Consider the following 14,825-nt stretch of genomic DNA (forward strand, 5'->3'; position numbering starts at 1 on the left):
GTACTATGTTAAACCAAAAAGTGGCGATTGTAACGGGTGGCTCAAGAGGAGCAGGCAAAGCGATCGCAGGCAGACTTGCTGCTGAAGGTACAAAATTAGCTATCATAGGATCATCTGAACAAATTCATGAATCAGCAAAAGAGCTGACTGAAAACGGTGCGGAGGTACTAAGCATTCAAGCAGATGTCTCTAATGAACAACAAGTGAAAAATGCATTTAAACAAGCAATCGATCATTACGGTCAAATCGACCTTTTAGTCAATAATGCTGGGCTCGGATTTTTCAAGCCGACAGAAGAGACAACGCTTGAAGAGTGGCAGAAGGTTTTCGCCGTTAATGTCCAAGGTGTTTTCTTATGCACAAAGGAAATCCTACCATTTATGAAGGAGAAAAAGTCGGGGACAATCATTACGATTTCTTCCGATGTCGGCCGACGTACGATTGCGAATGGTGCAGCATATACTGCTACAAAATATGCGGTACAAGGATTCATCGGTTCGGTCGCACAGGAGGTTCAAGAATATGGCATTCGCATCGGAACGATCAATCCAGGAGCGATTGACACCTATTTTGCTGATAGCAAGCAAGGCGAAACACATAAAGAAGACTGGCTGAAGGTCAATGATATCGCTGAAGCGGTTTGTTATATGGCATCTGCACCAAAACATATGGTTGTGGATGAAATCATGCTCCACCCGCTCTCTCAGGAATACCCGAGAATTTAATAAGTACTTTTCAAAAAGAAAAACAGCCGAGTGTTGTTTTTCTTTTTGGCTATTTTCATATAGACTGCGTTCAGGATAGAAGATTCAGCATGTGATAAATGTGTAAAACGAATGCTTACTTTATCGTTTCAAAAGTATAATTATACAACAGTTGAAATGTTGGGAAGTGCATAGAAAAAACGTAATAAAAGAGGTTGACTTTCAGCATTTTATTTTAATGAAATTCTTTTTCTTCTATTCATAATATCTATTACAACTGCTACCAACAAGGAAACCCCCAATGCAAATGACAGAAAAATGATAACAACTATATCCGTAATTGCTTCATATCCTTGTGAAATAAATGACATTTTTAAATAAACCAAAGCAATGCTTAATGCAGATACAATAGAAGGAATATATTTCATAAGTTTATTTGATGTATTTTTGCTAAATCTATAAAGCAAAACCGATATAAAAGTAATAATAACTATTCCAACCGGAATGGCGAAATTAACACTCATATTATACAATCCCTCCTTTAGCTTAATTTTATCAGAAAATTCACATATTGTAATTTTATAAAAAAAATAATCTTTGACAAAGCAGGCTTGTTTTTTTATACATACATTTAATATGCAAGCTTTACTATAACCTTTAATGTTAGCGACTTCATCACTGTAGTGCTTTTGTTCGGTTCATTGATTTTCATTTAACAAAATGTTATTATATCGTTAAATAAACGTCATATGTATTATCGATAATATTATAGATATACGTCAATCAGTGGATGCAAAGGAGGCGCTATTTTTGAAGCCAGGCATGGAAGTTGGACAAAAGGCTGCCATTACAGCCCAAGTTACACCAGATATGTATGCACAATTCGAAGGAAACCTTGTTCATCCAGCTTATTCCACCGTATCGATGGTTTATCATATGGAGTGGGCTGCACGCCAGATTATTCTTCCGTATCTAGAAGACCATGAAGAAGGAATCGGCGGAGGAGTTACAGCCAAGCACTTGAATCCTACTCCAGCAGGTAGCACCGTAACGATTACTGCAACCCTTCGTGAAGTAAAAGGAAAAGCGGTTATTTGCGACTTGGAAGTCCATAATGAGAAGGAAATGATCGGTGAAGGAGAAGTGACACAATACATTCTTCCTAAAGAAATGATTGAACAGAAAATAAAATCGATGAAGGTTTGATTTTTTTAAATGAAAATGTAAGCGGTTACGAGTCTTAAAGTTTAGAAGATTATTAGAATTGGGGGACTTACATCATGTTTGAACGTATAAATGGACACGAACAAGTTTTATTTTGTAACGATCCGGATACAGGGTTGAAGGCGATTATCGCCATACATAATACGACTTTGGGCCCAGCGCTGGGTGGTTGTCGTATGAGACCATATGCTTCAACAGATGAGGCAATTGAAGACGTACTCCGCCTGTCGAAAGGCATGACGTATAAATGTGCCGCTGCAGATGTGGATTTTGGCGGAGGGAAGTCTGTCATCATAGGTGATCCGCTCAAGGATCGTACCCCAGAATTATTCCGTGCTTTCGGTCAATTTGTAGAATCGTTGAATGGTCGTTTTTATACAGGGACTGATATGGGGACTACCCCAGGAGATTTTGTCCATGCGTTAAAAGAGACGAATTGTATCGTCGGAGTTCCAGAAGAGTACGGCGGTAGTGGTGATTCTTCGGTTCCGACTGCACAAGGCGTTTTATACGGATTAAAGGCATCTAACAATGTTATGTATGGTTCGGATGAACTCAGCGGAAAAGTTTACTCCATACAAGGCCTCGGTAAAGTTGGTTTTAAGGTAGCCGAAAAGCTTCTTGAAGTAGGAGCGGATATTTACGTAACGGATATCAATGAAAAAGCGATTAAAAACCTTGTTCAAGTCGCTGAAGGATTAAAAGGGAACGTAAAATTCGTAGAAGGAAACGAAATCTATAGTGTTCCTGCAGATGTATTTGTTCCTTGTGCACTCGGTGGAATCATTAACGATGAAACTATTGAACAGCTAAAGGTGAAGGCTGTCGTCGGTTCTGCGAACAATCAGCTTTTAAAGGATGAGCACGGCACCTATTTACAGCAAAAAGGTATCCTGTACGCACCAGATTATATTGTCAATGCTGGTGGACTTATTCAAGTGTCAGATGAGCTTTATAACCCGAACAAAGCCCGTGTGCTTGCGAAAACGAGAGCCATTTACGATACACTGATGGAAATTTACCAGAATTCAAAGGCACAGTCGATTTCTACAGCGGAGGCAGCCAATCTGTTCTGCGATTCTCGAATCGAAAGCCGTAAGAAGAGAAACAGCTTCTTTAGTCACAAAAAGCGTCAGAAATGGGCTGTACGTAATTAAGGAGGAATCTTATGGAAACGCAATTCCCAACAAAACAAATTTTAAATGAAGATGGAATCGTCGTTAATTCAGAATTTGAAAATGAGATGACGGAATCGTTAACGAAAGAACTCTATACGAAAATGCTGCGAGCTCGTATGTTCGACCGAAAAGGGGTTAACTTGCAACGCCAAGGAAGAATCGGGACCTATGTACCTTTTGAGGGTCAAGAAGCGGCGCAAATTGGAAGCGCTCTCGTTTTAGAAGAAGGCGATTGGATGTTTCCGACATACCGTGACCATGCTGCAACATTGACGTACGGACACTCTCTTCGCAATCTCTTTTTATATTGGAAGGGATATCCGATGGGTTGTGTGCCACCTGAAGGGAAAAACATCTTTCCACCAGCAGTGCCGATAGCCTCACAGCTATTACATGCGACCGGTGCCGCTTGGGCAGAGAAAATGAAGGGGACAGACCGCGGTTCAATCGTATACTTCGGAGATGGCGCAACCTCAGAGGGAGACTTCCATGAGGGTCTGAACTTTGCAAGTGTTTTTGATGTACCAGTTGTTTTCTTTAACCAGAACAACGGATTTGCCATTTCTGTTCCGATCGAAAAGCAAATGAAATCGAAAACAATCGCTCAAAAAGCGGTTGGTTATGACATTCCTGGAATACGACTTGATGGGAATGACGTGTTTGCGGTTTATTTTGAAACAAGACTAGCGATGGATAATGCACGTAAGGGGAACGGTCCGACGTTGATTGAGGCGGTTACCTATCGTTATGGTGCACATACAACTGCAGATGATCCGAGCAAATATCGTGATCAATCGGAAGCGAAGCGTCGCCGCGAGCAAACCGACCCGATCGTGAGACTTGAGCGTTATATGCAGCACAAAGGCATTTGGGAAGACTCCTGGAAAACAAAAGTAGAAGAAGAAATCACTGCTGAAATCGAAAAAGCAGTTGAAGAGATGGAAGCATTCGGTGCAGCTGATTCTAAAGATATGTTCACTCACGTTTTTGCGAAGCCGACGTGGACAATCCAGGAGCAGTTGGATGAGTTCAATGGCCGGGCAAAGGAGGAAGTGTAGATGAGTACAGCAGTTAAAACGCAAAAACTTACGATGGTTCAAGCAATCACCGATGGCATGAGAACAATGATGCGAGAACATGATGATGTCATTGTGCTTGGAGAAGATGTCGGTCGAAACGGCGGAGTATTCCGGGCAACGGACGGGCTGATCGAGGAGTTCAGCGACAAACGGATCATTGATACACCTCTTGCTGAATCAGGAATCATCGGAACATCGATCGGTCTTGCAATGAACGGTTTTCGTCCGATCGCAGAAATGCAGTTCCTTGGATTCATTTATCCTGCCTACAATCAAATCATGACGCATGCCTCTCGAATTCGGTCACGTACACTCGGCCATTTCACAGTGCCTTTAGTGATTCGGGCACCATACGGAGCAGGAGTTCGTGCACCTGAAATTCACTCAGATAGTGTAGAGGCTCTTTTTACCCATATGCCTGGCATCAAGGTAGTCGTTCCGTCCAATGCCTATGACGCAAAAGGACTGTTGATTGCGAGTATAGAAGACCCTGATCCGGTTATTTTTCTTGAGCCGATGCGCTGTTATCGTTCGCATAAACTCGAAATTCCTGAAGAGAAATATACGGTTGAAATTGGAAAAGGAGCGCGCCTTCAAGAAGGGGAAGACATAACGTTGATCGCTTGGGGCGCAATGGTCGATGTGGTTAAAAAAGCAGCTAAAGAAGTTGAAGAGAGTGAAGGTATTACATGTGATGTCCTTGACTTGAGAACCTTGTACCCATTTGACCGCGAATTAATAACAGAATCGGTTAAGAAGACAGGACGTGCTGTCATCGTACACGAAGCGCCAGGAACAGGTGGAGTTGGAAACGATGTCGTATCACTGATAAATGATACGTCCTTCCTTTATTTGCGCTCACCGATTAAGCGCGTAACAGGACATGATACGCCAGTTCCAATGTTTGCGATTGAGGATGATTACCTGCCAAATTCAGACCGTGTAAAACAAGCAATAATCGATACAGTACGGTTTTAAGATAGGAGGAGTATGATGATCGAGGTTAAGCTTCATGATATTGGCGAAGGAATTACAGAGGGGGAGATCATCCATTTTCACGTTTCTCCTGGAGACACTGTTAAGATTGACCAGCCACTCGTTGAGGTTCAAACAGATAAAGTTACTGCAGAGCTCCCATCTCCAGTAGCAGGTAAAGTAAAAGAAATCAAAGCATCAGAAGGGGACGTTGTAACGGTCGGCACTACGCTTGTTTTAATCGAAAAAGAAGGAAGCGAGCCTTCTAACGCACCACCGAAAGAAGAGCCGGCGAAAGAAAAGGTAGTTGCGGAAACCTCTTCATCTATTTCATCAGCGGCAGTAAGCTCGTCTGACCCGATGACCCGGTTAACGAAAAGAGTGCTGGCTGCACCTTATACTCGAAAAATTGCTCGGGAGAAAAATGTTGATATCGAACTGGTTAACGGAAGTGGGCCGTCTGGAAGAGTAACGGAAGAAGATGTTTTCCGTTTCGTAAATAGCGGGCAGCAACAACAAAGTACGGATCCGATTGAAACTTCGGCTTCCCCAGTGCACACGGTTAAGCCGACAATCGAAGCGAAGGAAATTCCATTTAAGGGCAGAAGAAAACAAATTGCCCAAAAGATGACGCAGTCACTTTACACAATCCCGCACGTTACACACTTCGATGAGGTTGACCTAACCAACCTCCTAGAATTGAAAAAGTCATTAAAACAAGCGGATCCAGATGGAACTAAAGGGATGAACGTATCTCTTGCTGCATTCTTCGTAAAAGCGATACAGCTCTCATTAAGAGACTACCCGATTTTCAATGCCAAGCTTGATGAGAAAAATGAAGTGATTCGCCTTGAAGGTGAAGTCAATATGGGTCTGGCAACGGATGCAGATGACGGATTAATCGTACCAGTTGTAAAAAATATCGAGCAAAAGTCGATCTCTACAATTAACCGTGAAATGAAAGAAATGATCGGAAAGGCGAAATCGAAGAAATTGAAGCCATCAGAAATGAAGGATGGTACATTTACGATCAGCAATGTTGGCCCTCTAGGCAGTACAGGTGCAACACCGATCATCAACCATCCAGAAGTTGGGTTGATGGCGTTTCATAAAACAAAGAAAATGCCTGTTGTCATCCATGATGAGATCGTCATCCGATCGATGATGAATGTATCAATGACGTTCGACCATCGAGTTGCAGACGGTGCAACGGCAGTCGCTTTTACGAACGGTTTTATTCACTATATCGAAAATCCAGCAGCGATGACATTGGAGCTGATATAACATGGTAGTCGGTGAAGTGATTCAAGAACGAGAACTCATCATTGTCGGTGGCGGGCCAGGTGGCTACAATGCTGCGATTCGCGCAGCACAGCTCGGGGTCGAGGTTACCCTGATCGAAAAAGGTGAACTTGGCGGAATCTGTTTAAGTAAAGGCTGCATACCGTCTAAACTATCTGCACATACTGCCAGCAAACTATCAGACTATAAACATCTGCAGCAGATTGGTATTGATACGGGTGAGCCATCTTTTAACCTAGATCAGCATCGTAAATATATGGAGCAAACCGTTTCAGCCCTACAAAAAGGGGTTGAAAGCCTCTGCAAGGCAAACAAGGTTGAAGTGATCAACGGTACCGCTTCCTTTATGACGGGCAGTCGAATCGGAGTCGAAATTGGCGACACATTTGAGATGTACAAATATGAAAAGGTCATCATTGCGTCTGGAGTGAGTTCCTCAGTTCCCGATGTGTTTAAAATGGACTCGGAATCCGATCGGATTTTCACCGCTCAAACGATTTACGAAATTGAAGAGGTACCTGAACACCTTCTCATATATGGAACGGACTACATCGCACTTGAAGCGGCAACAAGCTTCCGTGCTCTTGGGTCCAGCGTAACGATCATTATGGATGAAACAGATGGATACGGTTTTGACGCTGACATTGAGAAAGAGCTTAGTAGAGTGCTCAAGAAATCCAAGATTAAAGTAATGAAAAATAGTGTTGTAGATTCTGTAGAAGCGAATGATGAGCAAGTCTTCATTCACCTCACAAAGGGAGAAGATGAAAAACTCTCTGTTGAAGGCACTCATCTACTCGTTTCAGCAGGCTTTACCCCGAACACGAAGGAGATCGGCATCGATGCACTTTCCATCGAAATCGATGAAAGTGGCTTTATCGTGATCAATGAACATAGTGAAACGTCGGTAAAAGGGGTTTATGCTGTCGGTGATGTTACGTTCGGTCCATCCCTTGCTGTAAAAGCAATCAAACAGGGGAAAGTTGCGGCAGAACATTGTGCTGGCCGTAAAAGCGAGCTGAATCTACGTTATATTCCGACGATCGTGCATACCGCGCCGCCAATTGCAACGGTTGGATTAACAGAGGCAGTAGCTGTTGGGGAAGGCTTTTCTGTGACAACTGGACAGTTTTCCATGTCTGGTAATGGGTATGCTGGGATCACTGGGAAAAAGGAAGGTGTCGTAAAAGTCATCAAGGATTCTGAAACCAACCTGCTACTGGGTGTCCATATGATCGGCCACGGTGCGGTAGAAATGATTACATCCGGAGTCACCGCTCTTGAGATGGCTGCTCGTGACGAGGATCTCATGTATGGATTCTTCCCACACCCCAGCTTTAACGAAGGCTGGCTTGAAGCCTTGGAAAGTCTGACAGGAGAAGCCATTCACGTAACTCCAGGTAAACAACAGAAAAAAAGCGCCGCAGAACCAGTCGGGAGCCGAGATTAAAAACTACCACAGCATGTTGGATGCTGTGGTAGTTTTATGGTTGGAAAAAACGTAAAATGATGCATTTTATTTATTCGTGTAATGAAAGTGTATGAAGAGCAGAAAAAGGGTACGAATAGCGTCTATTCGTACCATCAAATTGGAAAAAGTGGACGTAAAGGGAACGAATAGCGTCTATTCGTACCATCAAATTGGAAAAAGTGGACGTAGAGGGAACGAATAGCGTCTATTCGTACTATCAAATTGGAAAAAGTGGACGTAAAGGGAACGAATAGCGTCTATTCGTTCCCTTGATCTGCTTGTAAAATGAAAAAAGAACGATACGTAGTCTTATGCGAACTCAATTTGTACGTTCCCATGCTGATGAAACGAGCCGGGCTCGTTTCTACATTATGGGTAATAAATGACCATCAAGAGGGTGCAACGTTCATCGGTAGTATTTTCATAAATGTGCTCATAGTTGGCAGAAAAGTGAAAAGCTTCATTTTCCCGTAGTCTGTGTGTTTCTCCAGCAACAGTCAGTGTCATCTCGCCTTCATGCACGAATAAATACTCTTCAACCCCGTCTCCGTGTGCAGAACTAGTATAGATGCAGTCAGGTTCCAGCGTAACTGAATATGCTTCAAATCGTCTTTTCGCCTCTGTCGGAAATAAGGTACGGACTTGGTATCGACCCTCATCCTCTAATAATGGTTCCACATTATCAATCTCAACCTTCGAAAATTTTGGTTTTTCTTCCTCGACAAATGAAGAAAAAGAAACCCCAAGGCCAGATGCGACTTTCCATAAGGTGCTTACGGTCGGACTGGAAACACCTCGTTCAATTTGTCCGAGCATCGCCTTGCTCACGTCGGTTAATCGTGACATCTCTTCAAGACTTAAATTCCGTTGCCTACGTATGGTTCTTATTTTATCACCGATCATTTGATTAACTTCTTGGGACATCGTTTTTTCTCCTTGACTCGTTTGGATGTGATAACATACAATACATATAATATAACATATAACAGGATGGAAAGTTAGATAGGGAGGGGCAAATCAATGAATTTAGCCGTAGCAGAAAGATTTCCGCTACCCCTTTTTCGCCAGGGGTTTAAAACTGGATTAAGCATCGCAATCGGATTTATGCCGGTTGCATTTACTTTTGGACTTTTAGCGAAAAGCTCTGGACTTTCATTATATGAAACATTAAGCATGAGTATTTTAGTGTTCGCAGGTGCATCCCAATATATCGCACTTACTCTGATTGCTGCAGGAGTTGGCGCACTTGAGCTGATTACAACAACCTTTATCGTAAACATTCGCCACTTGTTGATGAGCGCCTCTATCAGTGAAAAATCAGCGGACGACCCAAAATGGTTGAAGGCTTTGTACAGTTTCTTTATAACAGACGAAACCTTTTCGATAGCAGCGACAGGAAAAGATAAGATTCAGGCTGCCTATATGTTTGGCCTGGGATCAATCGCATATGGTAGCTGGGTCGTTTTTTCAGGTGTTGGCTATTTGATCGGTGCAGGACTTCCGCAAATTCTGCAGGATAGTATGGGGATTGCACTTTATGCGTTATTCATCGGATTACTCGTGCCAAGTGCAAAAACCTCAAAAAAGGTAATTTTATTGGCTGCCATTGCAGCGGTTGTTAATTGTATTTTAACGTTTGCAACTGCAATGTCAACGGGTTGGACGATCATTATCTCAACATTGGTTTCCTCTATTTTGATTGAGATGATCTGGAAGGAGGAGACTGATCGTGCATGAGTCATATTTTTGGGTGATCATCGGAATGGCGGCAGTGACTTTCATTCCGCGGATGCTCCCGCTTGTTGCGTTTAAGATGGATGCGATACCGCCGTTTGTCAGAGGTGTATTGAAAAATGTCCCTTATGCGATATTAGGAGCATTGATTTTTCCTGGGATTATTACGTTCAATGAAAATATCTGGATGGGCATAATCGGAGCACTGACGGCATTTATCGCCGCCTATTTTGGGGCTAGCCTGGTCATCATTGTGTTATGCTCAATTGTTGTTCTTGGTTTGGTAGGATTCGTGTTCACACACTTTTCTCTTTTGTAATTGTTCCAAAGATGATATAGTGAAACTACTTGAACAGCCGTTCAAGAAAGGCATTGATTACAGGGTATTTTAGATACAGCTAAATGGATTCACAGAACGTTTGAAACGAAATTGAAAGGGAGCTGTGAGCAATGACATTACTGGTTCGTTATCTCGTGATAGGGCTTTTTTCAATTACAGCTGTGTCCATAATTGCTTTCCAATCGGTAGAAATATTTCAAGCATTCATGGAAACCTTCTTTTATGACATAAGAAAAAAATAAAGCGTTTTCACACTAAGAGCTCAGTGACAGCTCTTTTTTCTTTTCCAAAAAAGTTGGTGGCAATCGGTTTTTCTTTAATTGCCATTGGGGAAACTATAATAGAATTTTAGAAAAGGAACTGATACCGTGAAACTGATAGCGATTGATATGGATGGGACTCTCGTTAACAATGAGATGACAATTAATAAAGACAATGTAGACGCAATCAAACAGGCACAGCAATCTGGAATTGAAGTGGTGATTGCAACAGGTAGATCGTATGATGAAGCGATAACGCCTGTAAAAGAAGCGGGATTGACACTTCCGATCATCTGTATAAATGGTGCTCAGTTCCGTTCTTCAGAGGGTGAAGTGTTAGATAGCATCCCTATTTCAACAAAAGTATATGCGGACACGGCCAAAGTACTTGAAGCTCATTCAATCTATTATGAGCTATATACGAATAAAGGGACGTATAGCAATGATGGAGAAATGGCAATTGATATTATTGTAGACATCATTCTCAGTTCAAACCCGGAGCTGCCGGAACAAAAGGCTCGTGAGCTCGCCGAATACCGTGTTCGAAACGGGCGGTTGGAAACTGTGGAAAGCTACAGTTCGGTTCTGGATGACCCAGAGCTTGAGATTTATAAATTACTAAGCTTTTCAAGAAATGAGGAAAACCTAAAAAGTGCATTCAACTCGCTGCTAACTTTTAAGGAGTTGGCGATAAGCTCATCTGCAAAAGACAACATTGAGATTACACATCGGGATGCACAAAAAGGAATTGCGCTTCAAAACTATGCCGAGAAATTGAAAGTCGATATGAAAGAGGCTATGGCAATCGGAGACAATTACAATGATGTATCGATGTTCGAACTCGTCCATCACAGTGTAGCGATGGGGAATGCTGTTGAAGATATTAAAAAGCTTTGTTCATTCACTACGAAAACGAATGATGAAAGCGGCGTCGCCCATGCGATTCAAACTTTTTTGACAGAGGATAAGGCGTTCTGATTCAATTAGTAATAAAAGGGGTGCCTGTCTGAAGGCGCCCCTTTTACATTTCTTATACAATTCGCTTACGTACAGCAGAACTAAAGTAATCAATCACACTTACAAATATGATAATGACAAGTAAGATCATTCCGACTTCATCCCAGTTACGGTTTCTCGATGAGATGACGAGCAATGTACCAATACCGCCAGCACCGATAATACCGAGGATTGTCGATGCACGAACATCAATTTCGAACCGATAGATGGCATAGGACATGAATTCAGGAATAACCTGTGGCATGATTCCGTAAAAGAAGATCTGAATCTTATTGGCTCCGTTCGCCTCCATCGCTTCCACGACGTTCATATCAATTGATTCGATGACCTCTGAATAAAGTTTACCAAGCATACCGATCGAGTGAATGGCAATCGCAAGGACACCGGCAAATGCACCAGGACCAATCGCAACGACGAAGATCAATGCAAGCAAGATTTCTGGGAAGGTTCGGTCTGCATTTAGGATCCATTTCCCTAACGTATTGAAAAAAGGGTTTCGGTTAATATTCGCTGCAGCCAGGAACCCGAAAGGTACAGCAAGTATCGCTGCCATGAACGATCCAGCGAACGCAATGAACAGTGTTTCCATCATATAGTTCAATACTTTTTCCGCAAAGGTGAAATCGGGGTTGAGAAGCTTCGGGATCACGCGATCGATGTTATCGATTGTCCGTTGGCTGAAGATTCGCCCCCACGGTATTGGCAACGTTGCAAACGACCAAATAAAGAGAGCTAAGAAACCAAGCCCGAATCCGTAGTTTCTTATGATCTTCAAGGGATTTTTTTGCGGTTTAGGAGGTAGCGCAGTGTTCATCATACGAGTCCCCTCCTTACTTTGTTACTAATATAATCGACAATGACAACGATGACGAATGTTATAACGATAATCGTACTTACGTTCTGATAGCTCAAGAAATTCATCTGCTGACGCAGAATCAGTCCGATTCCACCTGCGCCAACAAATCCGAGTACAACAGAAGCACGTACGTTGATTTCGAAAACATATAACGTGAACGATACGAATTGCGGCAATACCTGTGGAACGACTGCATACCAGATTACTTGTAGCGTGTTCCCTCCGGAAGCCCGTACCGCTTCAAGTGGATTCATGTCAATGGATTCGACCGTTTCACTGATAAGCTTTGCGAGAATTCCAAGTGAAAAGATAATCAACGCAACAATCCCAGGGAATACGCCAATTCCAAACAATCCGACAAACACAACGGCAAGAATCAGCTCTGGAATCGTACGCATTATATTCAGAAACATTTTGATAAAGTTGTAAAGAAACTTATTTTGAACGATATTATTTGCAGCAAGTAAGCTGAAGGGAATACATAAAATACCTGCGATCGTTGTAGCTACAAATGCCATTTTAAGCGTTTCAAGAAGCTTTTCCCATACCACACCTGCATATGCCCAATTCGGAGGAAAAAGCTGAACGACCATGTTCCATACGTTCGCAAAAAAAGCTTGGTCAAAGCGTAAAACAGAAGCATTTGTCATGTAAGAACTAAGGATGTATAGTACAAGAACAATGACCATGATCACGTTCATCCTTAATTTTGTTTTACTAGAGACGAGGCTTGCCGGAACACGATGAGTTGGATTAAGGGGCTTCGACATTCTCTTCCTTGCCCCCCCGCATATCATCCTCTTTTATCGGACGACCGTAAATTTCTTCGAACGTTCGTTCGTTCACTTCGCTTGTAGGTCCATCAAAAACGACTTCACCTGCTCGCATTCCGATAATCCGATCAGCATATTCCATCGCCATATCGATAAAGTGAAGGTTGACAATCGTCGTAATGTTGTCCTCTTGATTGATTTTCTTCAAATACTGCATCACTTGATGGGAAGTCGGTGGATCAAGACTTGCTACTGGTTCATCAGCAAGTACTACGTTCGGCTGCTGTGTCAATACACGTGCAATCGATACGCGCTGCTGTTGTCCACCACTAAGCTGATCGGCCCGCGAATAGATCTTTTCCTCGATATTGACCCGCTTCAAGCTTTCATAGGCAAGTGCCATATCCTTTCTAGAGTAGAGGTTCAAAATACTTTTCAACGTTCCAGTATGACCAAGACGACCTGAAATGACATTTTTCATAACGGTAGAACGTTTTACGAGATTGTAACTTTGAAAGATCATTCCGACCTTTGTACGTAGTTTACGAAGGTTTTTCCCATTATAATCGAGTATGTTCTCATCATCTACGAGTAATTCACCTTCAGTAGGTGTGACCAAGCGGTTGATACTTCGAATGAATGTCGATTTCCCTGCTCCTGACAAACCGACAATGACTACGAATTCGCCTTCTTTGATCTTTACATTTATATCCTTCAATCCTTGTGTTCCATTCGGATAAACTAGTGATAAATCCTTGAATTCTATCATTTTAACTCCCCTTATCATGAACAAAGCTGTTGGCTGACATTACGGATATCAGCATTTACTGGTATCAGTCAGCCTACAGCTTATGATCTTTAAGTATTATCTTAAGTACAGGGTTACTTGCTAGTTTTCTATCATTTATATGTAGAAAAAAGGGAGAAGGGTGGCTCCTCCCGAACAATCTTTACGGTTTATAGATCATCAACAGAAATTGATTCTTGGAACTTTTCGTAAGTACTGCGGACTACATCGTACTCTTTATCTTCAGCTTCAATGATTGCATCCCAGCTATATACGTCGTTCATGATCTGGATCATTTCTTCATCTTCATTGAATGAAAGGAAGGTTTCTTTGATTTTTTGTACGAATTCATCATCAAGTTCTTCCGTAACAGAAATCGTGTCGTTCGGAATTTCATCCGTATATGCGACAACCTTCAGCTTTTCCATTACGTCAGGATAATCTTCTTCGACTGTTGTACGAGCATCGTCAAATGTAGTTGCTACGTCAGCGTCCCCTTCGTAAACCGCGATGATTGCGCTATCGTGCGAGCCTGCTTCAACAGTTGTCTTGAAGAAGCCAGATTGGACATCTTTTACTTCAAACTTGTCCATGATTTGAGCAGCAGGGAATAAAAACCCACTTGTAGATGTCAAATCAGGTATTGCCCACGTTTTATCCTTCATATCTTCAATAGAATCGATTCCAGAATCAGCGCGTACAACGTATTGTGCTTTGTATGTACCGCTCCCATAACGTTCGGACTTCAAAATTACTTCTACGTTATGCTTCTCATTTGCAAGAACGTAACCGAATGCTGGCAAGAACCCGACTTGCACTTGGTTACTACCCATTGCTTCCACGAGTGCAGAGTAGCTTGTCATTACCTTACCCTCTACTTCAATACCAAGTTCTTCACCGAGCTTGTCGGCGAGAGGCTTGACTGTGTCTGCGATTTTATCAGAATCTTGAGATGGTACGAATCCCATGATGATTTTTTCTGGAGTTCCGCCATTGCCTCCGTTAGAACCACCGCTTGTGCCGCATGCTGTCAATCCAATCGTTAACAGGGCTGCAAACAACAAAGCAAAAACCTTTTTCATTCCCTTTTCCCCCTAGAAAAAAATTTAGTACAACACTTTGATT

At 42.4% G+C, this 14,825-nt stretch carries 16 protein-coding genes; 10 read left to right on the plus strand and 6 right to left on the minus strand.

The window, feature by feature from the left end:
• Nucleotides 1-5 precede the first annotated feature (5 nt).
• Complete coding sequence (locus MOJ78_RS04390; protein WP_304979994.1) at nt 6-725, plus strand: SDR family oxidoreductase; 720 nt, start codon at nt 6-8, stop codon at nt 723-725.
• A 209-nt stretch (nt 726-934) separates the two neighbouring features.
• On the opposite strand, the gene MOJ78_RS04395 is transcribed toward MOJ78_RS04390, so the two are convergent.
• Nucleotides 935-1,228, minus strand: coding sequence for a hypothetical protein (locus MOJ78_RS04395; protein ID WP_304979995.1), 294 nt, complete (start codon nt 1,226-1,228; stop codon nt 935-937).
• Between the two features lie 286 nt (nt 1,229-1,514).
• Here MOJ78_RS04395 and MOJ78_RS04400 point away from each other — a divergent pair, with 286 nt between their 5' ends.
• From MOJ78_RS04400 to lpdA, 6 genes are all read left to right on the plus strand, one after another.
• Nucleotides 1,515-1,910: a thioesterase family protein gene (locus MOJ78_RS04400; RefSeq protein WP_304979996.1), complete on the plus strand. Its 396-nt coding sequence runs from the start codon at nt 1,515-1,517 to the stop codon at nt 1,908-1,910.
• 74 nt (nt 1,911-1,984) lie between these two features.
• Nucleotides 1,985-3,085, plus strand: coding sequence for a Glu/Leu/Phe/Val dehydrogenase dimerization domain-containing protein (locus MOJ78_RS04405; protein ID WP_304979997.1), 1,101 nt, complete (start codon nt 1,985-1,987; stop codon nt 3,083-3,085).
• 11 nt (nt 3,086-3,096) lie between these two features.
• On the plus strand, nt 3,097-4,164 hold the full coding sequence (pdhA, locus tag MOJ78_RS04410; RefSeq protein ID WP_304979998.1) for a pyruvate dehydrogenase (acetyl-transferring) E1 component subunit alpha: 1,068 nt from the start codon (nt 3,097-3,099) through the stop codon (nt 4,162-4,164).
• Nucleotides 4,165-5,163: an alpha-ketoacid dehydrogenase subunit beta gene (locus MOJ78_RS04415; protein ID WP_304979999.1), complete on the plus strand. Its 999-nt coding sequence runs from the start codon at nt 4,165-4,167 to the stop codon at nt 5,161-5,163.
• A 15-nt stretch (nt 5,164-5,178) separates the two neighbouring features.
• Nucleotides 5,179-6,444, plus strand: coding sequence for a dihydrolipoamide acetyltransferase family protein (locus tag MOJ78_RS04420; RefSeq protein ID WP_304980000.1), 1,266 nt, complete (start codon nt 5,179-5,181; stop codon nt 6,442-6,444).
• Between the two features lies 1 nt (nt 6,445).
• On the plus strand, nt 6,446-7,912 hold the full coding sequence (gene lpdA / locus MOJ78_RS04425; protein WP_304980001.1) for a dihydrolipoyl dehydrogenase: 1,467 nt from the start codon (nt 6,446-6,448) through the stop codon (nt 7,910-7,912).
• 390 nt (nt 7,913-8,302) lie between these two features.
• On the opposite strand, the gene MOJ78_RS04430 is transcribed toward lpdA, so the two are convergent.
• Nucleotides 8,303-8,857, minus strand: coding sequence for a helix-turn-helix domain-containing protein (locus MOJ78_RS04430; protein ID WP_304980002.1), 555 nt, complete (start codon nt 8,855-8,857; stop codon nt 8,303-8,305).
• 96 nt (nt 8,858-8,953) lie between these two features.
• Here MOJ78_RS04430 and MOJ78_RS04435 point away from each other — a divergent pair, with 96 nt between their 5' ends.
• The 3 genes from MOJ78_RS04435 to MOJ78_RS04445 all read left to right on the plus strand — a co-directional run bounded on the left by MOJ78_RS04435 (nt 8,954) and on the right by MOJ78_RS04445 (nt 11,245).
• Entirely contained in the window at nt 8,954-9,670 is a 717-nt protein-coding gene (locus tag MOJ78_RS04435) for an AzlC family ABC transporter permease (protein ID WP_304980003.1), read from the plus strand.
• Nucleotides 9,663-9,986 (plus strand): AzlD domain-containing protein, encoded by a 324-nt coding sequence (locus MOJ78_RS04440; RefSeq protein ID WP_304980004.1) that lies wholly within the window; start codon nt 9,663-9,665, stop codon nt 9,984-9,986. The genes MOJ78_RS04435 and MOJ78_RS04440 overlap by 8 nt, the downstream gene beginning before the upstream one ends.
• Nucleotides 9,987-10,375: 389 nt before the next feature.
• Nucleotides 10,376-11,245, plus strand: coding sequence for a Cof-type HAD-IIB family hydrolase (locus MOJ78_RS04445; protein ID WP_304980005.1), 870 nt, complete (start codon nt 10,376-10,378; stop codon nt 11,243-11,245).
• Nucleotides 11,246-11,297: 52 nt separating this feature from the next.
• Here the strand turns inward: MOJ78_RS04445 and phnE (MOJ78_RS04450) are convergent, their stop codons facing one another.
• The 4 genes from phnE (MOJ78_RS04450) to MOJ78_RS04465 all read right to left on the minus strand — a co-directional run bounded on the left by phnE (MOJ78_RS04450) (nt 11,298) and on the right by MOJ78_RS04465 (nt 14,782).
• Nucleotides 11,298-12,098 (minus strand): phosphonate ABC transporter, permease protein PhnE, encoded by an 801-nt coding sequence (gene phnE, locus MOJ78_RS04450; RefSeq protein WP_304981183.1) that lies wholly within the window; start codon nt 12,096-12,098, stop codon nt 11,298-11,300.
• The gene (gene phnE, locus MOJ78_RS04455) at nt 12,098-12,910 is read right to left on the minus strand and encodes a phosphonate ABC transporter, permease protein PhnE (RefSeq protein ID WP_304980006.1); all 813 of its coding nucleotides are present in this window, start codon (nt 12,908-12,910) and stop codon (nt 12,098-12,100) included. The genes phnE (MOJ78_RS04450) and phnE (MOJ78_RS04455) overlap by 1 nt, the downstream gene beginning before the upstream one ends.
• Nucleotides 12,894-13,682: a phosphonate ABC transporter ATP-binding protein gene (gene phnC / locus MOJ78_RS04460; protein ID WP_304980007.1), complete on the minus strand. Its 789-nt coding sequence runs from the start codon at nt 13,680-13,682 to the stop codon at nt 12,894-12,896. The genes phnE (MOJ78_RS04455) and phnC overlap by 17 nt, the downstream gene beginning before the upstream one ends.
• A 188-nt stretch (nt 13,683-13,870) precedes the next feature.
• Nucleotides 13,871-14,782 carry a phosphate/phosphite/phosphonate ABC transporter substrate-binding protein gene (locus MOJ78_RS04465; RefSeq protein ID WP_304980008.1) on the minus strand — a complete coding sequence of 304 codons (912 nt, stop codon included), beginning with the start codon at nt 14,780-14,782 and terminating at the stop codon, nt 13,871-13,873.
• Nucleotides 14,783-14,825 lie beyond the last annotated feature (43 nt).

It is taken from the genome of Alkalihalobacillus sp. AL-G (genome assembly GCF_030643805.1).
GTDB lineage: Bacteria > Bacillota > Bacilli > Bacillales > Fictibacillaceae > Pseudalkalibacillus.